Source organism: Bdellovibrionales bacterium (genome assembly GCA_016714165.1).
Lineage (GTDB): Bacteria > Bdellovibrionota > Bdellovibrionia > Bdellovibrionales > UBA1609 > JADJVA01.
Window position 1 is genome coordinate 1,536,951 of the sequence record JADJNU010000001.1, and the last position, 18,831, is coordinate 1,555,781.

Annotated in this window: 14 protein-coding genes and 1 pseudogene; 4 read left to right on the forward strand and 11 right to left on the reverse strand. The window is 47.5% G+C overall.

The genetic code is table 11. From position 1 onward, the window contains the following. Positions 1–44 precede the first annotated feature (44 nt). The 5 genes from IPJ71_06810 to IPJ71_06830 all read right to left on the reverse strand — a co-directional run bounded on the left by IPJ71_06810 (position 45) and on the right by IPJ71_06830 (position 4,895). Positions 45–1,259, reverse strand: coding sequence for an imidazolonepropionase (locus tag IPJ71_06810; protein ID MBK7843395.1), 1,215 nt, complete (start codon positions 1,257–1,259; stop codon positions 45–47). Between the two features lie 231 nt (positions 1,260–1,490). Further along, positions 1,491–2,378 (reverse strand): hypothetical protein, encoded by an 888-nt coding sequence (locus IPJ71_06815; GenBank protein MBK7843396.1) that lies wholly within the window; start codon positions 2,376–2,378, stop codon positions 1,491–1,493. Further along, complete coding sequence (locus IPJ71_06820) at positions 2,357–3,076, reverse strand: hypothetical protein (GenBank protein MBK7843397.1); 720 nt, start codon at positions 3,074–3,076, stop codon at positions 2,357–2,359. The genes IPJ71_06815 and IPJ71_06820 overlap by 22 nt, the downstream gene beginning before the upstream one ends. Positions 3,077–3,940: 864 nt before the next feature. Continuing rightward, positions 3,941–4,714 (reverse strand): hypothetical protein, encoded by a 774-nt coding sequence (locus IPJ71_06825; protein MBK7843398.1) that lies wholly within the window; start codon positions 4,712–4,714, stop codon positions 3,941–3,943. Positions 4,715–4,757: 43 nt separating this feature from the next. Then, a complete protein-coding gene (locus tag IPJ71_06830; protein MBK7843399.1) occupies positions 4,758–4,895 on the reverse strand; it encodes a hypothetical protein in 138 nt (45 codons plus the stop codon). Positions 4,896–5,105: 210 nt separating this feature from the next. Here IPJ71_06830 and IPJ71_06835 point away from each other — a divergent pair, with 210 nt between their 5' ends. Continuing rightward, positions 5,106–5,273, forward strand: a complete 168-nt coding sequence (locus IPJ71_06835; protein MBK7843400.1) for a hypothetical protein — start codon at positions 5,106–5,108, stop codon at positions 5,271–5,273. A gap of 347 nt (positions 5,274–5,620) precedes the next feature. Further along, positions 5,621–6,085: an Hsp20/alpha crystallin family protein gene (locus IPJ71_06840; GenBank protein MBK7843401.1), complete on the forward strand. Its 465-nt coding sequence runs from the start codon at positions 5,621–5,623 to the stop codon at positions 6,083–6,085. Between the two features lie 228 nt (positions 6,086–6,313). Here the strand turns inward: IPJ71_06840 and IPJ71_06845 are convergent, their stop codons facing one another. Further along, positions 6,314–7,519, reverse strand: coding sequence for an ammonium transporter (locus IPJ71_06845; protein ID MBK7843402.1), 1,206 nt, complete (start codon positions 7,517–7,519; stop codon positions 6,314–6,316). A gap of 407 nt (positions 7,520–7,926) precedes the next feature. On the opposite strand from IPJ71_06845, the gene gltB reads away from it, so the two are divergent. Further along, positions 7,927–12,501, forward strand: coding sequence for a glutamate synthase large subunit (gltB, locus tag IPJ71_06850; GenBank protein ID MBK7843403.1), 4,575 nt, complete (start codon positions 7,927–7,929; stop codon positions 12,499–12,501). Then, on the forward strand, positions 12,494–13,936 hold the full coding sequence (locus IPJ71_06855) for a glutamate synthase subunit beta (GenBank protein ID MBK7843404.1): 1,443 nt from the start codon (positions 12,494–12,496) through the stop codon (positions 13,934–13,936). The genes gltB and IPJ71_06855 overlap by 8 nt, the downstream gene beginning before the upstream one ends. Here the strand turns inward: IPJ71_06855 and IPJ71_06860 are convergent. From IPJ71_06860 to IPJ71_06880, 5 genes and pseudogenes are all read right to left on the reverse strand, one after another. After that, positions 13,933–14,238: a hypothetical protein gene (locus IPJ71_06860; protein MBK7843405.1), complete on the reverse strand. Its 306-nt coding sequence runs from the start codon at positions 14,236–14,238 to the stop codon at positions 13,933–13,935. The two genes, IPJ71_06855 and IPJ71_06860, sit on opposite strands and share 4 nt — an antisense overlap. A 120-nt stretch (positions 14,239–14,358) precedes the next feature. Beyond that, positions 14,359–15,222: a MipA/OmpV family protein gene (locus tag IPJ71_06865; protein ID MBK7843406.1), complete on the reverse strand. Its 864-nt coding sequence runs from the start codon at positions 15,220–15,222 to the stop codon at positions 14,359–14,361. Continuing rightward, the gene (gene hutU, locus IPJ71_06870; GenBank protein ID MBK7843407.1) at positions 15,213–16,862 is read right to left on the reverse strand and encodes a urocanate hydratase; all 1,650 of its coding nucleotides are present in this window, start codon (positions 16,860–16,862) and stop codon (positions 15,213–15,215) included. The genes IPJ71_06865 and hutU overlap by 10 nt, the downstream gene beginning before the upstream one ends. Continuing rightward, positions 16,856–18,388, reverse strand: a complete 1,533-nt coding sequence (gene hutH / locus IPJ71_06875) for a histidine ammonia-lyase (protein ID MBK7843408.1) — start codon at positions 18,386–18,388, stop codon at positions 16,856–16,858. The genes hutU and hutH overlap by 7 nt, the downstream gene beginning before the upstream one ends. Beyond that, a pseudogene (locus tag IPJ71_06880) lies at positions 18,378–18,831 on the reverse strand (ribulose-phosphate 3-epimerase). The gene hutH and the pseudogene IPJ71_06880 overlap by 11 nt, the downstream one beginning before the upstream one ends.

The following is an 18,831-nucleotide window of genomic DNA, read 5'->3' on the forward strand; positions in this document are numbered from 1 at the left end:
AAAGCAAAACTTATTTAAGATATTTTAAGCTTTTTTCTATATCATCATCTGGAACTGAAGATTCTTTTTCCCTTTACCCAGGATTCAACCACAGGAAGATGACCCACCTGCATAAATAGGTCCTGCCAACGCCCGTCTATCAGTATGAGATCAGCAGATTTTTCGGCTTCAATTGATCCGCAGACATCGCCTAACCCCAAGGCTGCCGCTGCATTTACCGTGTAAGCTGCCAAGACTTCGGCTAAAGTCATTCGCATCTCTACGCGCGCAAGCACCCCGACCAAAGCCAAGTCCCAGCTTGGCGAGCTGCCAGGATTAAAATCCGTCGCCAGGGCCACTCTCGCCCCCGCATCCAGAAGGGCCCGTGCAGGCGGATAGGGCATGCGCAAATAAAAATCAGCGGTGGGCAGCAGAACACATACTGATTCAGATTTCGAAAGCTGCTTCACGTCTTCCGGCGAAATCTGCACCAAGTGATCCACTGATTGAGCTTCCAGTTCAGCCCCTAAGATACCTCCCCCTAAGCGCTGAAGCTGATCCATGTGCCCCGTCAAACCAAAACCCAATTCTTTGGCTGCCTCTAGATACCGTCTGCCCTGCTCAAGTCCAAAGAACCCTTTCTCAATAAAAATATCCGCTCGCTCGGCGAGTTTGCCTTTAATAACCGCAGGAAGCATTGATTCGATCACTTCGTCCAAATATTCATCACAACCAACAGCCCCCTCCGGAAGGGCATGAGGTCCAAGGAAAGTTCTGACCACACGAGGGCCTTTCACTTTGCCCGCGACACTGAGCATTTTAAGTTCAGTTTCCAAATCAAGCCCATATCCGCTCTTGATCTCCAAGGTTCCAACCCCTTGACAGATGAAAGCATCCACGCGCGGTTTAAGTAGTTCAATGAGCTCTCTCTCATCGGCAATGCGAGTGTGATGAACCGTGGACAGAATTCCCCCACCTCTCTGAAAGATTTCCTGATACGTCGCACCCTGCACCCGTTGCTCAAACTCATCCGCTCGGCTGCCCGCAAAAACACTGTGCGTGTGCGCTTCAACAAAAGCAGGAAGAACACTGAGGCCACTGCAGTCCACCTCCTCCAAACTTGCCTTTCCAGTCAGACTCCTAATCACGTGGCTCGACAGCTGTCGCTCAGGGCCCGCCCAACGAATTTCACCCGCTTCAACCACCACCGCCCCGTCTGAAATGATACCCAGATCCTTCGTTGTGGAGCGACGCCCCTTCTTTTCTGACACACCACTCATCGTCAAAAGCTCGTCGATACGGCGAAAAATCACAAATTGAGCCAAGCCTCACCCCCATTTGAAGGTCTGAACCGGTTAAAAACTGCAGAATCCCAATTGCTCTCTCACATCTCTAGTGTACGTGTGACTTCTGATGCAACAAGGAAATGGATCCAGAGAATGTTTTGAAGAATCGTTCGAATTCAGTACCAGGGCTCACTCTGGAATAACATAGCAGGAATCATTCAAAATCTAGCGAGCTGCATCTGCCCCGGATGAGCTTCTCGCCGGGTCGGAGTCACTCGAGGACTCTCCCACCTCTTTTTGTCGCTTTGCCAGTGCCGAGCAAGCAATGGTTTCCAGTGACTCATTCAACTCAAGTTTTCGGCAGTTTTTCTCGCCAAATCTTGCACCAACCCATTGAGCCTCTTCTGACCATTCAAAATCTACTTCCCAGCTATCCATAACGGCAATTGCATCAAGGCAGCGATCACTGGTCCAATTCTCCTCACAATCGGGTGTTTTGACAAAAGGTGACAAATAATGGGGGGCCGAACTCCAAACTCGTTGATCCTCAAATTCAGGCCGACGAGCGCGATTAGGCAACCATACTTCCCCGACTCCAGGCATCGAGCTCCTTTTGTACCATTTTTTCCAAAGCTTCGCAGCGTCCCTCCGAGAGACTTGCTTCCAGATGTACTGGCGCCAGTCTTTGATGCTCATCTCATCAAGTTCATCATCCCTCAGCGTTAGAAATAGATCCTTGAGGTACAAGTCAAATTCTGTTGCCGACTTGATTTTGGAGAGATCTGCGCCTTTCCGCAACGAAATCAGAGCACGGATTTTTTCGTCTGAAAAATACTCCAGCGTAAGCGAATCCCAAGCCTTAAGGTCGTCGGGAAGCTGAATATTTAGCCATTTTCCACTCAATGACTTTGCTCGATAGAATTTTGCGCCCGCGCGAGTGATATTTGAACCAACAAAACTATAGCCAGTCTCCTGCTTAAAGCGACACCCGGTAGCGGCACCTGCGATCAGATGGTAATATTTTGCAGGCAACGCAGAAAGTCCCTTGTTAGGAGCTTGCAGCCTACCAATTCTTGTTTTCAGATTTTCATTTATGTCGACGTCGAAACCCAATGATTTTGGAAGATATAACGCCGAGTTCGGCAGACAGCCGAATTCGACACGATTTGATTTTTTATTTCTTCCAACCATTCCGTAATGCCCGCTGGGCGATCCTGCCAAGATCTTTCAAAAAATTCTATAATTCGTGCTTGGCGCTGCTTCAATCGCGGAAAGGCGCTGTGGTGAGAACTCATCTGCGGCTTTTGGTTAATTGCATCATCGTGCCCGCACAGCTTAATGATCGCAATAGCCAAATTTGGGTTACTGTCAGTGATTTCCATCAATCTCGTCCAGACAAAGCCAGGTTCCTTATTTTTCCAGAAACCCTTTCCTGCTTCTTCATCAAGCGCAATTCGATAGCTTAATAGTCGATTGGGTCGGTCAAGCTGGGACTTAATTCGCAACAAATCCTCCTTCATAAGATCGAGATAGAACTCTGCAGCTATTTCAGCGATGCAGGAGTTTTCATCCAAGATTTTTTGGTTTCCGACCTCAAGACTTTCATTTGCGCCGGAATGGATCTGAGAAACTTCAGCTAAATAGGACGAAAGTGCTCTTTTAAGGTTCTTATCAGGAATGAGTTTGAGGTACCTATCATAGTAAGTGTGAAATCCCTGATCTTCGCTTTGTCCATATTCTTGATTAATTTTGAATTCCTCAGATGATAGTTCCCGCGATTCGGACTCCTTACGAGAAAACGAGTCAAGCATCGAAGAAAAATGAGTGCTGTTTGGTTTCAAAAGAAAAAGTAATAAAATGAAAGAACCTAAGATTCTATGGCGAGTCCACATTCCATTTTATCGGGAATCCTGCTTTACAAGTTAACTGATCAAGTACAAGACCTAGATATTTGTCTGATCCTTCGGCTTGGACAACTCGGCTCAAATAACTGAAGGTTCGATCAGATTGGCTTAGATGGGCACCGCATTTTTCCTATCCACGTATCTAAGAACTTTCCGATCAGTTTCCAAACATAGAGGCAAGAAACTCGATCCAGAGAATCTTTTGAAAAATGAGCGCAAGATTATCAATTTTTTCTAGTCAAGGACGGCGGCGAAGAAGGAGTGCAAGCAGCCGCATAAGTAGCCGGATCTTTCAATGATATTTTTAATGATTCTCTCAATGAAATTCGAAAACCAACTTGCACAGGCTCAATTGTTTTAAGCTCGGGCAAGAGTGGATCGGAGTATTTCACGGATCTGCTATAAGTTTCAAGGAATATCTCCACCAAGACAAAAATCAGAGACGAACCGCCAAAGTCTGCGAGAAATAATGGCCCGGCGACTACTCAATTAATCTGTCTGAAAGGTCTAGCAGTGATTTCAAGGTGCCCACGATTTGCTCTATGCAACTTCTGTGATTGGCAACAAGTGGACGAAGCAATTTTTAAGGCACTGATTAATTCTTCAAGTGGGGTGCGCACTGTATCCCCACGTCTGAAGCCATGGGCTTTGCGGCACGTGCGGTAACCAAGCATCCCTTCTCCAGGAAGCAAGGTCTTTTTGTACCGTTTCTTCCAAAGCTTCTCAGATTGCCTCTTAGAGACCCGCTTCCAGACGTACTCGCGCCAGTCTTTAATGACCAATTGCGTTTATAACAGGACCCATTTTCACTCGTAACACTACTGGCTCAAATTTCTCTATCTTTGTTTGTCGAACCCAATTCTTAACGCCGACAGGAGGGGCTTCTACCCATTCAATTTCTCCGAGATAGGTCAGCTCCCAAGGGAGTGCAATCATTTCAAACCTAGAATAAAAATTGAAGTCTGCGATCTTTCCAACTGCATGTTCAGCATATCTCACATCTTGTCGTGAAATTGTATGAGCCATTGGACCTCGCGGATGTGTGTGTAAAAGTTGAATTGAGACAGGTGCCTCTTTGAGAGCCCCGATGAGATTCACTAAATTAGCATCAAGAACCTCTTCTGAAATTCCGTCGGATGAGCCAGAAGTCATATAGTTGGATACAACAACCGATCCGTCTCTTTCTATCGCAACAAAAACTCCAACCTCTCGAAAGGTACTTAGCCAACCGTCACCTGACAAAGATTGAAGGGTATGTACGACCCCTTTGAAATAGGGTGGAAACGAGTTTAAATGCAATTCCTCTTGGACATAAGTACGTCCGTCGACCTCTATGGTTGCTCCGGAATATCTCTTCCTGGCATGCGTAATTTCAGAATTACCTTGTGACAATAGAGGTTTTAATCGCAGCAAATACGGACATGACATGGCGTCAATAACTTCAGTTGCAGGCACCCTTGTTGCCGAAAAAAGGACAACAAGTGTCAACGCCGTTGACAAAAAAAGAGCCAAATTTGACCGTTTCACCCCTATGAATTTCATCATCGTGGAATTCCCCAGCAAAAGTGGATAGTTTCTCAGGCGGCATTTAGTGTTGATTCATACTCCAAAGGACTCTGATAGCCAAGCGATGAATGCAATCTCTTTTTGTTGTGCCAATTTTCTCAGCTAAATCAACGGCTTCGGTCTTATACTCTTGTGAAAAAGCCCTTCTCTTTGAACTCATTGTTATCTCCTATCGGTTTGATTAAACCGCTCGAAGAAAACTGTCCACTATTATTGGGGAACTCTATCGTAATGCAATACAAATACCAGCCTAAATTCACGACATTTTCCCCGAATTGACTCATAGGAAATCGTACCGAAAGGGGTAGTTGCCTCGTGATGGGTGCACCTAGACCCCCGATTGAATCATAATCCCAGCACCGAGGAGGGCTTGAGTTTAAACGCATTCATGGTATTGAGTACGTTTTTCGTTGACGTAAGTTGCGCTGGATCAGCAGACAAGCCAGAAGAAGGCGTTATGAGAGAAATAAATTCTGATGAATGTGAAGTTAAGGAATTGATAGCTCATGCCCGTGCATCGGAAGCCTCCAAAGCATAGATTACTCCTTCGCAACACATCTTAAGTGTGAGCACTTCGCCTTGGCAAACGAGATTAAAGCTGGCCCAAGACTCTCATAGGTCGAGGAACTGTCTACTACGGCTGGCTTCTCATCAAGTCTCCTCCTCGAGCAATCCCGAGCTCCCCAATCAATCGCAAGGCAATATGACCAAGCTGGCGCCATCGAGACGAATCGCCAAAGTCTGCGAGAAGTAATGGCCCGACGACCACTCAATTAATCTGTCTGAGGGCTTTAAAATCGATTTCAAGGTGGCCCACGATTTGCTCCATGCATCCTCTGTGATCGCAACAACATGTGTGCATTACGCACAGGAGGAGATATACATATGAAAAATCCGCTTGCCACTTTACCAGAAAGATTCCGCCGACGGGTTCCAACAGCTATGAAGGCTCTGCTAGAAATTGAAAATGAGATGGATCGGGCTTTTCAGACCTCATCCCTTTGGCCGGAAGAGGTTGGTTCCTTCGACTTCTCTCCAGCCTGCGATTTTAAGGACACTGGCAAGGAGTATGTCATTAATTTTGATATCCCAGGCGTAAAAAGGGAAGATGTGAAAATTGAAATGGAAAACAGTAGACTTACCGTGAGCGGAGAGAGAAGTGTTCGCCGAGACGAGAAGGACGCAAGATATCTATTGTCTGAGTCTTGTTCTGGGTATTTCATGCGCTCATTTAGTTTGCCGAACCTGGTGGATGAGGGCCGAGTCGATGCCCAATATGCCGATGGCGTTTTAACTATCACAGTTCCTAAGATAGAGGCATCGAAGGCCAAACAAATCAAGATTCACTGATGGACTCCCCCCTTGACCTCTAAGTCTCAGTGCCTGCCACAGGACTAGAGAAGAAAAGAACGGGAGAGGAAATCAAAAGAGAAGAATTAAAAAAGCGGCGAAGCTTGAGGGTTAGGTTGAGGGTCAGCTCCGCCGCGGATAGATCAGGTCGCAAGTCACAGTGTTTAAATAAAGAAAGTGGACACAATTCAAGCGCGCAGCTTTCGAGCAAATTTGCTAAACTATAAACTAAAGGGCAAGTTGTTCGTTGTGCTGGTGAAGGTCCAAACCAAGTTTCTCTCCATCGACGGAGACTTCAAGATTCTCAATTAACCGAACCAATTTCAGTCCAATCCAGGTCATCACCAATACAAAAGCCACCACAACAAACAAGGCCCCTACATGTTTCAACAAAAGAGCAGAACTACCGTAAATCAGCCCACCCTCTTCTGCAAAAACTGCCGTGAGTAACATCCCGACGATTCCGCCCACTCCATGACACGGAAAAACATCCAAGGTGTCATCGATTCCCTTTTTTGCCCGCCAAATCACCACTGAATAGCTGATCGCCGATGCAATGGCCCCGATAAAGAGACTTGCTCCAAACGAAACATAGCCAGCTGCTGGAGTTATCGCCACCAATCCGACCACAGCGCCAACACAGGCACCGAGGCAACTTGGCTTTTTCCGCAGTTTCCAATCGAGAAGAACCCAAACTAACATCGCCGTCGCCGATGCCGTGTTTGTCGTCAAAAACGCCTGAACGGCTTGTCCATTGGCTGCCAGGGCCGAACCCGCATTAAAGCCAAACCATCCAAACCAAAGCATGCCCGTACCCAAAAGCACAAATGGAATATTTGAGGGCGCATGCGTCCTATCCTGACGTCCCCTCATCATCAGTGCAGCCACCAAAGCTGCAATTCCGGCCGAAATGTGCACGACCGTGCCTCCTGCAAAATCTAAGACGCCCCACTTTCGCAAGAAACCATCAGGGTGCCAGGCCCAGTGGGCGAGTGGAGTATAGATGAACAAACTGAAAAAAACGCAGAAGATAAGATACGATTTAAATCGAACTCTTTCCGCGAATGCCCCTGTAATAAGAGCTGGAGTGATGATTGCGAATTTCATCTGAAATAGAACAAATAAGGCGAAAGGAATTGTCGCTGCGAAAGTGGGATTGGGATGCACTCCCACATTTCGGAGCCCAAGGTAAGTGAACGGATTTCCAATCACCCCTCCGAGGCTTTCCCCAAACGCGAGACTAAATCCCACAACAACCCAAAGAACACTCACCAAACCCATTGAAACGAAACTTTGGAACATCGTGGAGATGAGATTTTTCTTCTTCACCATTCCACCGTAGAAAAAGGCAAGTCCCGGAGTCATCAAAAGAACCAAACCCGATGCAGTTAGCAACCATGCCGTATCACCAGCGTTGATTTCTTGGATTGGCATTGCAAGCCCCCTCGTATCATGCGATTCAAACACTCAGATAAATGATTGAGTATTTTCTAGATTCAAGATCCCTGTCAGAAACCATTATTCAAAATTAAAAAACTCGTCAACCCATCAATATAAAATAATTTGGAGAGAAAATTCGCTCGTACCAGATATTCACTAACAGAGGAAATTCTATTTCTGGGGCGATGCAAATTTGACTCTTGTGGAATCTCTAGATCTTTGGGATAAACATTTCTTCGGAACGAGAAAATGCAGCAAGTACTGCAGGGTTTCGAACAGTTGAGGGCTAGGAACTCCCAGGTCCTCCGGCCGCTAATATATAACGACAGTAAAATGAAAAGACAAGAACTCTCCATTAATTAACCATCATTCAAGGAGCTGGTAAATTGAGGAACCATGGAATGCCCAAACAGCAGGGTCTCTATGATCCAAGTCTAGAAAAGGGATCTTGCGGCGTAGGATTTATCGCGCAAATCAATGGCCAGAAATCCTCGGCAATTGTTCGTCAGGCTCTTGAGCTACTTAAAAATCTTGAACACCGAGGGGCAGAGGGCGCTGATGAAAAGTCAGGAGATGGAGCTGGAATTCTGTGCCAAATACCTCACGACTTTCTTGTCTCAGTCACTCATGGGATCGGAATTCAACTGCCTGCGCCTGGCCACTACGGCGTGGGAATGATGTTTCTCCCACGAGATGATTTTGAAAGAAGAACAGTTCGAAATATTGTTAAACAAGCCGTCGCTGAAGCCGGATTCAATTTTCTCGGATGGCGTTCCGTCCCTGTTGACGGAGAAACAATTGGCCCCTTAGCGCGGTCGTTTCAACCCCGGATCAGGCAATTTTTTGTCACGCACCCCCATGGTCCCGGTCCTTCCGAAACCTTTGAAAGACAACTATACCTCATCAGAAGACGGATTGAAAAAATGGTCGAAGAGGCGTGTCTGCATCCCTCGCAATGCGCCTACGTCCTGTCTTTGTCTGCCAACACTCTTATCTACAAGGGAATGCTCAAGCCGAGCCAACTCGATCAGTTTTTTCTTGATCTTAAGAATCCCTTATTTTGCTCTGCCCTCGCATTGGTACACTCGCGATTCAGCACCAACACCTTTCCTTCTTGGTCACTCGCTCAACCCTTTCGCCATCTTTGCCACAACGGCGAAATCAACACGCTCAAGGGCAACCGAAAGTGGATGAGAGCCCGTGAAGGCCGGTTCGCAAGCTCATCCTTGGGCGAAACTCATGTTCAAACTCTGCCTCTCCTCCACCCATCTGAAAGCGATTCGGCAAGTCTGGACCGCACTCTGGAACTGCTTTACCAAAACGGCCGAAGTCTCGCCCACGCTGGCCTGATGTTAATTCCTGATCCCTGGGAAAACCTTCGACAGCTCTCACCACAAGAATACGACTTTTATCGGTATCATTCTATGTTGATGGAGCCTTGGGACGGTCCTGCTGCTGTCTGTTTTACAAATGGTCGACAGATCGGAGCCAAACTTGATCGTAACGGTCTCCGACCTTTGCGGTATTTCAAAACAAAGGATGGACGAGTGATTCTCGCCTCCGAAGCGGGAGCTGTTCGTGAGGACGAAGATCTGATTGCTCACAAAGGTCGAGTCGCCCCGGGACAGATTCTCATTGTAGACACCGACAAGCAAAAAATATTCAATGATCGAGAGATTAGAACAGAACTTGCCCAAAAAGCTCCTTACGGCGACTGGCTCAAAGAGAGCGCTGTGCAACTAAAGCAAATCACAAGATTCGATCCTGAGCCGAGCAAGATCAGCAACAGACCTGCAAAACACGACACTGGGGATAAGAGCCAATTTGAAACCAATGAGTTCGCCAGACTCCAAGGTGCCTTTGGCTACACAAGAGAAGAAATCCAATCCGTTCTTTTGCCTATGGCTCGAGAGGGCAAAGAAGTTGTCTCTTCGATGGGAAATGACACTCCCCTTGCCATCCTCTCTGAGCAACCTCAATTGCTCTTTAATTATTTTCGCCAATCATTTGCGCAAGTCACAAATCCACCGATTGACCCTATTCGTGAAAATCAAGTGATGTCTCTCTTGTCGTGGATAGGCCCGCTGCCTTCTCTTTTATCAGAAGGCGTTGCTACAGGAATCAGAGTCGAGTGTCCCAGTCCTCTCCTGAACCAAGACGAACTCGAGAGCCTTCTGGGTTGGGAACATTCAGATTGGAAGATTTATCGCCTTTCACTGCTCTATAAAGCACAAAACGAAGACAGTTTAACTCATGCGCTCGATGACTTGATCCAAAAAGTGGATCAAATGGTTGCTGACGGCGTCACTTGTCTTGTTCTCAGTGACCGGGGACTTGATGCTCATCATTTGCCAATTCCAAGCCTACTCGCAGTAAGTGCCGTCCACCAGCACCTGATTCGTCAAAAGGCGCGTTCGCAAATTGATATTTTAATAGAGAGTGCAGAACCTCGAACCGTTCATCACGTGGCTTGCCTGTTGGGTTATGGGGCCAGTGGCGTAGTTCCCTATTTGGCTTTTGAAACTCTTCGCCAAGAGCTTCTGCTGGATTCAAAATCTAAAGAGTGGCATCAGGCTTTGGATCGATACCGACATGCAATTGATACTGGACTCCTCAAAATATTTTCAAGAATGGGTATCTCGACAGCTCAGTCCTATAAAGGTGCACAGATTTTTGAGATCATCGGAATCAGTCGCCGCGTTGTAGACACCCATTTTTCAGGATCTCTTTCTCGGTTGGACGGATTAGGCTTGCGTGAAATTCAGGAAGAAAGCAAACGTCGGCACGATCTTGCCTATACCACCCGCTTTGATTCTATTCCCGCTGGAAACGATATTCATTATAGACCCAAGGGAGAAGTACACAGTTGGCGACCTGAAGTAATAGAGAATTTGCAAGTTGCGGTTCGTACTGAGAGCAAAACAGCATATAAGAAGTATTCCGAGCTTCTGAACGAAGAATCTCAGCATCCCACCAACCTGAGAAATCTTCTCCGCCTGCGTTTTGTTCCAACACCTTTGCCCCTCAATAAAGTCGAATCGGCTGCGAGCATCGTCAAATGCTTCACGACGGGCGCGATGTCGCTTGGAGCGCTCAGCGAGGAAGTTCATCAAACGCTGGCCAAGACAATGAATCGACTTGGAGCCAAGAGTAATTCTGGGGAAGGAGGCGAAGATCCCCTTCGCTATCCGTCTTCGGGTCAAACTGAAAATTTGAACTCAGCTATCAAGCAAGTGGCTTCTGGGAGATTTGGAGTCACGGCAGCCTATTTGCGGAGCGCCCAAGAGATACAAATCAAAATGGCCCAAGGAGCAAAGCCGGGCGAGGGAGGACAGCTACCTGGCGACAAGGTCGATCGAACGATCGCTCGGTTGCGGCACGCCACGCCAGGTGTTCCGTTGATCTCTCCACCTCCCCACCACGATATTTATTCGATTGAGGATCTCAAGCAGCTCATCTTTGATTTGCGAAATCTGAATCCTAAGGCCGCCATATCTGTGAAACTCGTCTCGCAGGCCGGAGTGGGAACAGTCGCGGCCGGAGTTGCTAAAGCCTACGCCGATAAAATTCTCATTAGTGGTGATACAGGTGGAACTGGCGCAGCACCTCTCTCGTCAATTAAACATGTTGGAGGACCCTGGGAGATGGGTTTGGCCGAGACTCACCAAACGCTGGTTCTCAACGGAATGAGAGACAAAGTTCGGCTTGAATCAGATGGCCAAATGAGAACAGGCCGCGACATCGCGATCGCCTGCCTGTTGGGTGCTGACGAATTCGGTTTTTCAACAGCACCCCTTATTACTCAGGGCTGCTTGATGATGAAAAAATGTCATCTCAATACTTGTCCAGTCGGAATAGCCACTCAAGATCCAATTTTGCGCGAACGATTTAAAGGTTCCTCAGAGTATCTGATCCGATACTTCTTTTTTGTTGCTGAGGAAGTTCGGCAAATCATGGCTAAGATGGGATTTCGAACTCTCAAAGAAATGCGCGGACGAGTCGATCGCCTTGATTGGAACCAAAATCATCAGAATTGGAAGATCAAAACTTTGGACCTCTCGACTCTCTTACATCGAAGTCAAACCATCCATTCTTTTCCTAAACGGACCCATTCGCGTGTCGCACATCCTGATAAGGTATTGGATCGCGAACTCATTTCTCTGACTGAAAAATCCGTTGAACAAAATGAATCCATCTCTATTCGCATGAATATCAAAAATACCAATCTTTGCACCGGAACGCTACTCTCCGGCCATTTGGTTGAAAAATACGGAGCTTCAGGTCTGAGCGAAGATAGCATTCGCCTTCTGCTAAAGGGATCCGCCGGACAGAGTTTGGGGGCCTTCCTCATTCCAGGAATTTCGATACAGATCGAAGGTGAAGCCAACGATTACGCTGGAAAGGGACTTTGTGGTGGGAAAATCGCCATCTTCCCACCGGCTAACAGTCCTCTCTTGCCGTCTGAATCCATCATCGTCGGTAATACATCTCTCTACGGGGCGACATCTGGTGAGTTTTATGCCTATGGGCTTGCTGGAGAGCGTTTTGCCGTACGAAATAGTGGCGCCACCGCTGTCATTGAGGGAGTGGGAGATCATGGCTGTGAATACATGACGGGCGGAACTGTCGTCATTTTGGGTCCTGTGGGACGAAACTTTGCCGCAGGAGTGTCGGGCGGTCAAATTTTCGTCTGGGATCAAAGCAAAACGCTCTTGGACAATATAAATCCAGAAATGGTCACGGCTTTGCCACTTCACAATGACAAGCAAGAGCAGATTCTAAGGAAGATGATAGAAAAACACTATTCCTACACAAACAGCCATCGAGCTCATGAAATTTTAGAAAACTGGGAAATCAATCTGCCTCTCTTTTTTGCAGTCACTTGGCGCGGGGAAACTATGCCTCAAAAGAAATATTCGAGCACAACTTCAAAACTTGACATGACCAAACAGCCACTTGAGGTTCAACATGGGTGATATTCGAGGTTTTCTCAAATATCCGAGAAAGGGCCATACCTACCGACCGGTAGAGGAGCGAAAAAGGGATTGGAAAGAGGTGGAGGTCAAACCTCCGGCTGATAGCATTCAAAAACAAGCAGGCCGGTGCATGGACTGCGGTGTTCCCTTTTGCATGAGCCACAACGGTTGTCCGCTCGAGAACTTGATTCCTGAATGGAATAATCAGTTTCACGCGGGAGACACTCTTTCTGCTTGGCAGGCGCTGGAGGAGACAAATAATTTTCCAGAAATAACCGGACGTCTCTGCCCCGCACCCTGCGAAACATCATGTGTTGCTGGAAAAGACGGTGAACCCGTTACAATTCGGGCCATCGAACAAACTCTTGCCGATTTAGCGATAGCAAAAAACTGGATAAAGCCTTTACCACCAAAAAAGCGCTTTTCTCAAAATATTGCTCTGATCGGATCAGGCCCAGCGGGCTTGACTGCCGGCCAACAACTCAACCGCCTCGGATACAATGTCAGTATTTTCGAGAAATCCCCCCAGCCAGGTGGACTTCTTCGTTACGGCATTCTTAATTTTAAATATGAAAAATCAGGACTGGACGTGAGAATCCGCCAGTTGGAATCTGAGGGAATCAAATTTCGCTGTGGCATTGAAATTGGCAAGGATTTCTCAATTGACCAACTCACCTCCGAGTTTGATGTAATTGGCCTGACCATGGGAGCGGAACAGCCAAGAGATCTGATCATACCTGGTCGCGATCTCGGTGGAATTCATTTCGCCATGGAATTCTTAGTTCAGCAAAATATCCTCAACTCCGGAGAAAAACTGGCTCCCGACAAAATGATTTCTGCATTCAATAAAAACGTGATTGTCATCGGCGGAGGAGATACCGGCTCAGATTGCGTTGGGACCGCAATACGTCAGGGAGCAAAGAGCGTTCTTCAACTAGAGGTGCAACCTCGCCCCCCGCTTTTGCGGAGCACTGGGACCCCCTGGCCTCAGTGGCCCATGAAAATGAGAGTTTCACACGCTCACGAGGAAGGGGGAGAAAGACAGTGGTCGATTCTCACTCAGGAGTTTCTCGGCAATGACAAGGCTCAGGTCTCTGGACTGCGAATCATGGATGCAAAAACAGATGGAAGTGGCACCGAAATAACCAATTTGAGTTCTGAACTCAAAGCTGACTTGGTTTTAATTGCGATCGGCTTTAGTGGTCCTCGGCGACAAGGAATACTAGATAAAATAGGCATTGAGCTTGATGCACAAAACCGCCCCATCACAAATAAGACCTACCAAACATCAATTCCGCACATTTTTGCGGCAGGTGATGTTCGCCGAGGACAATCGCTGATCGTTTGGGCTATCGCTGAAGGCAGGAAAATGGCTGAAGCCATCGATACCTACCTCCAAACAGACGGAATAGATCGCCTGAGCCTGACTCGCTAAGGGCAGCTTTTCCCTGAACCTCTATTTTCTTTGGTTCGAACAGGCCAATCCGGAGCTCCCAAGTAGGGTGGTTCGACTATTTGCTGCCGTTCACGATGGAAAAGACGGTGAAATGCATTCCGTATGAGAGAATGATCTTCTTCTCTGTAAGCCTGTTGGCGATTGCGTGGATAATTAGAGCTATCAGTTCTATAAATCCAATCCCCATGTTCCTTACCGGAATGAGCAGCCGAGGCCTGTTTGGTTTGAAAAAATACAAAAATACTGGCGCAGAAAAAAAGCAAAAAAATCCCATTTCTCATTCAAAACCTCCAGAATCTACTATTATTTTGTACCCCGCCGGGACTGTAACCGTTCTCATTAAATAATGAAAGAGTGTCGATCTCATATTTTTAGTTCCTGAGAGTCGCGCACAGATAAACCTACATTCGTGTTCCAGCTCGGTCTTCCGACTCCAGGAGGCGATAACTAAAACCTAAGGCAAAGGTCAAATTAAGAGGATCCCTAAATAGGGGACTGTGATCATTTCTAGAAAAGCCAAAATAGTCCATTTTTACACCAACAAAAAACCTTGTGTCTTCTGTCATTTCACGTGAAGCACCGAGGGTCAAAGAGGTGCCTAAATAGCCCCCGTGTGCTTGAAAAGACGGACGATCAGGGCGCGAGTGTTCGGCCGGAACCTCATAAAAGTAATCCATCAACTGATCGCTTGCAAAAATCATTGAAAGGAGAATCGTTCCTTCCAAATCTTCATCAAAAATATTGCTATTGCGATATTCAAGCTCCGGTTGAAATAAATAACCTCGGTCATCAGCTCGTGTAAAATCAGTAGAAAATACGTAGCGAACAGGAAGATTAAAATTAAGCCGGTGTTTTCCTTGGTCGAAAATGTGTACTCTCAGTCGCGGCCCTACCTCTCCGATCCAATCAATGTCGGGCATTCCCCTTCGGGCCTGATTATCACCGCTATCGGCTGGGAATCCGGCTGAAGCACTCAGGTCAAATTCAACTTTTTCGCGATCCACGAGGCGCCCACGAATTCCACCCTCATCATCTGCCCTTAAAACCTTACCCCGATAAAAGACATAGGGAACCGCCAGGGCCCGCAATTTTCCCTGCTCTGCCGCTGGATAATCTGACATAAAAAAAGTGGCTCCGGCCAATCCAATCTCGTAGAGAGGCAACTGACTTTCATGATCACGTATATCTGCACTGCTATTGAAACAACAGACAAACAGCCAAACAGTGAAAGGGATTCGCCTTGAAAAAAAACGAATCAAATCCAAAAAGATTTCACTCCCCGTTCTCGTGCCATGGCAGCGGCATCATTGTAGCCCGCATCTATATGACGAAATAGTCCCATGGCCGGATCTGCGTTCAAGACTCGCTCCAAGCGCCGTGCCGCTGCAGCCGTTCCATCGGCGACAATCACCTGTCCCGCGTGAAGACTGTAGCCCATACCAACTCCACCACCCTGATGAAAACTCACCCAAGTTGCACCGCAAGCGGTGTTCACGAGGGCATTTAAAATCGGCCAATCGCCAACCATATCAGAGCCGTCCTTCATACCTTCTGTTTCACGGTTAGGACTCGCCACAGAACCGCAGTCAAGATGATCGCGACCAATCACAATTGGAGCTCTCACCTTTCCCGTCGCAACGAGTTCGTTAAACCTAAGACCTGCCAAAGATCTTTCGCCGTATTCAAGCCAACAAATGCGAGCCGGCAATCCCTGAAAAGCGATCCGCTTTTCTGCCATATCAAGCCAGCGCAAGAGATTTTTTTTGTGAGGAAACAATTCTCGAAGTGCATCATCTGTGACTTGAATATCTTTGGGATCGCCACTCAGCGCCACCCAACGAAAAGGTCCACTGCCCCGACAAAACAAGGGGCGAATATACTCAGGAACAAAACCGGGTATTTTGAATGCATCTTTCTCTCCACCCTCAAAAGCCACTGCCCTTATATTATTCCCATAGTCAAAGGTAACAGCTCCGCGCTTTTGCATCAAAAGCATTCCCTGCACATGAGCCACAATAGAGGCCTTTGCTTTTTCCAAATACAGTTGAGGATGAGATTTTCGCAATTGAGCGGCCTCAGAAATCGAGTGTCCCTCCGGAATATATCCGTTCAAGGGGTCATGAGCAGAAGTCTGATCGGTCAGGAGATCGGGTAGAAAACCTCGCTCATTTAACTCCCTGATCACCGTCGCCATGTTGCCCAATAGAGCCACACTTCTGGCAACTCCCTCTTTGCGATAGCGAGCCACACGCTCAAGCGCATCATCAATGCCTTCGGCCACTTCATCGATGTACCTTGTATCAAGTCGCTTTTGAATGCGAGCGGGATCAACCTCAACAGCAAGAACATTGGCACCAGCAAAAACGCCGGCGAGCGGTTGAGCACCACCCATTCCTCCAAGTCCTGCCGTCAGAATCGTTCGTCCTCGCAAATCACCAGAGAAATGCCTTCGCCCTGCTTCAACAAATGTTTCAAAAGTTCCCTGAACGATCCCCTGAGACCCAATATAAATCCATGATCCGGCCGTCATCTGCCCATACATCATGAGACCTTTTCTTTCGAGCTCGTCAAAAACCTCCCAAGTCGCCCATTTGGGCACGAGATTGGAGTTTGCTAAAAGCACCCTCGGCGCATCCTCATGGGTTTTGATCGTGCCAATCGGCTTTCCAGATTGGATGATGAGAGTCTCATCAGATTCTAACTCCTTCAAGGCCAGCAAAATGCGATCGTAAGACAGCCAATCCCGGGCTGCCTTGCCCCGCCCTCCGTAGACAATCAATTCATCAGGATACTCTGCCACCTCCGAATCAAGATTATTTTGAATCATTCGGTAAGCAGCTTCTTGCAACCAACCCTTACAATTCAGCTGAGATCCGTGAGGTGATCTGATGATACGCTTTACCATTCCAAAGCTCCCACACTTGACTGGATGCAATTGAGCAAACTTTCAGAGCGAATCAGTTTTTTGATCGCCTCGATATCTCGATAAAAAGCCCGATCAGTTTCGGCAAAGGGAACTTCCGATCGGATCAGCTCCAAAGCTCCCAAAACTCCTCCAGCTGGCTTTAAAGGCGCCAACAACTCCAAGCCCTGAGCTGCGCACAAAAACTCCATTGCCACAATATTTTCAGCATTGCGAATAATAGCCCCAAGTTTTCTGGCCGCGATCGTTCCCATGCTCACATGGTCTTCTTTATCGGCAGAGGTCGGAATGCTATCCACGCTCGCCGGATGTGAAAGAATTTTATTTTCGCTCACCAAAGAAGCTGCCGACACCTGGACGATCATCAGCCCGCTATTCAAGCCTCCCTTCGGAGCCAAAAATGCGGGAAGCCCGCTCAATGCTGGATTCATGAGCTTTTCAATTCGACACTCTGAAATACTGCACATTGCGCTCATGGCAATTCCCAAAAAATCAAGGGCAAAGGCAACTGGCTCACCATGAAAATTTCCACAAGACAAGACCTTGTCCTCATCGGCAAACACCAAGGGATTATCCGTGCTCGAATTTGCCTCTATCTCAAGAGTGCGACAAGTGCTTCGCAAAACATCTTTTGCCGCTCCATGGACCGCCGGTATGCAACGAAGGGAATATGCATCCTGAACTCGACTGCAATCGGCGTGAGCCTCCGCAATCGATGAGGTTGGGCCTAAAATTTTCGTTAAATTGCGGGCCGTTTTTGCCTCTCCAGGATGAAGACGTGTCGCCGCAATGAGAGGATCAAAGGCCTTTCGAGAGCCCTGAAGGGCCTCAAGTGACATGGCTCCTCCAAGATCAACCATCCAAGCCAAGCGCCGTCCCTCATAGCAATTCAAGAGGCCCACCGCCGTCATCACTTGACATCCATTGATCAGAGACAATCCCTCTTTGGCTTCTAACTCGAGAGGCTTAACCCCCCTTTTAGAGAGGTATCCCAGTGCTGCAAGCTTTTTTTTGCCATCCCATACTTCTCCCTCACCCATGAGAGCTAAGGCCAAGTGTGAAAGTGGAGCCAGATCCCCACTCGCTCCAACTGATCCCTGCTGTGGAATCACTGGAATAATATCTTGGTTCAAAAACTCCAGTAACTTTTCAACAACTTCAACACGAACACCGCTGTGGCCTCGAGCCAAAGCATTCGCTCTCAGCAGCATGATCGCACGCGACTCGGCTTTGGTGAACGGCTCACCCACTCCAACGCAATGAGAGCGAATCAAGTTTTTCTGTAACTGTATTGTATCTGACTTTGAAATCTGAACCCTGCTAAAAGCCCCAAATCCGGTGTTCACCCCATACATCACATCGCCCTGTTCGATGCGCTTATTGATATACCCACGTGAATTCAACATCCCCTGACGAGCCTTCTCTGCGAGAGTCACTTTTTCTATGGGCAAACTGTAGGCTATCTGCCAAACTTGATCGACAGTTATCTCCTCCCCATTAATTTCCATCAGATTTTGCCTCCTTCAAAGAAGCGATCGCCTTTTTATAATCATTTTTGAAGATATAGGAACCTGCCACCAAAACGTCAGCATCCCGGCAGGCTCGGGCCGTCTCAGCGTTGACTCCCCCATCAACCTCGATGAGCGCTGCCGATCCTATTCTGGTCAGTTCTTTGCGAACTCTGTCAATTTTAGAAGTCTGATCATGCATAAAACTCTGACCGCCAAAGCCGGGGTTGACCGTCATAACCAAAATCAAATCCACTTTTGGCAGCAATGGTAAATGTCACGGGCCTTAAGGACTTCACGACGGGTGCACCAATTGTTATGTTTGGAACAAAATGACCATCCATCACGTCGATGTGGATCCAATCGGCTCCGCATCTTTCTACCTTCTGTATTTCATCTCTCAATATTGAAAAATCAGCAGAAAGCAAGCTCGGTGCCACCAA

Bases quoted from the DNA above. Each gene is read 5' to 3' on its own strand.
- IPJ71_06855 (MBK7843404.1), top strand. From the start codon at position 12,494: ATGGGTGATATTCGAGGTTTTCTCAAATATCCGAGAAAGGGCCATACC.
- IPJ71_06810 (MBK7843395.1), bottom strand. From the start codon at position 1,259: ATGAGTGGTGTGTCAGAAAAGAAGGGGCGTCGCTCCACAACGAAGGAT.
- hutU (MBK7843407.1), bottom strand. From the start codon at position 16,862: ATGGTAAAGCGTATCATCAGATCACCTCACGGATCTCAGCTGAATTGT.
- hutH (MBK7843408.1), bottom strand. From the start codon at position 18,388: ATGGAAATTAATGGGGAGGAGATAACTGTCGATCAAGTTTGGCAGATA.
- IPJ71_06860 (MBK7843405.1), bottom strand. From the start codon at position 14,238: ATGAGAAATGGGATTTTTTTGCTTTTTTTCTGCGCCAGTATTTTTGTA.
- gltB (MBK7843403.1), top strand. From the start codon at position 7,927: ATGCCCAAACAGCAGGGTCTCTATGATCCAAGTCTAGAAAAGGGATCT.
- IPJ71_06830 (MBK7843399.1), bottom strand. From the start codon at position 4,895: ATGAGTTCAAAGAGAAGGGCTTTTTCACAAGAGTATAAGACCGAAGCC.
- IPJ71_06845 (MBK7843402.1), bottom strand. From the start codon at position 7,519: ATGCCAATCCAAGAAATCAACGCTGGTGATACGGCATGGTTGCTAACT.
- IPJ71_06820 (MBK7843397.1), bottom strand. From the start codon at position 3,076: ATGCTTGACTCGTTTTCTCGTAAGGAGTCCGAATCGCGGGAACTATCA.
- IPJ71_06825 (MBK7843398.1), bottom strand. From the start codon at position 4,714: ATGATGAAATTCATAGGGGTGAAACGGTCAAATTTGGCTCTTTTTTTG.
- IPJ71_06840 (MBK7843401.1), top strand. From the start codon at position 5,621: ATGAAAAATCCGCTTGCCACTTTACCAGAAAGATTCCGCCGACGGGTT.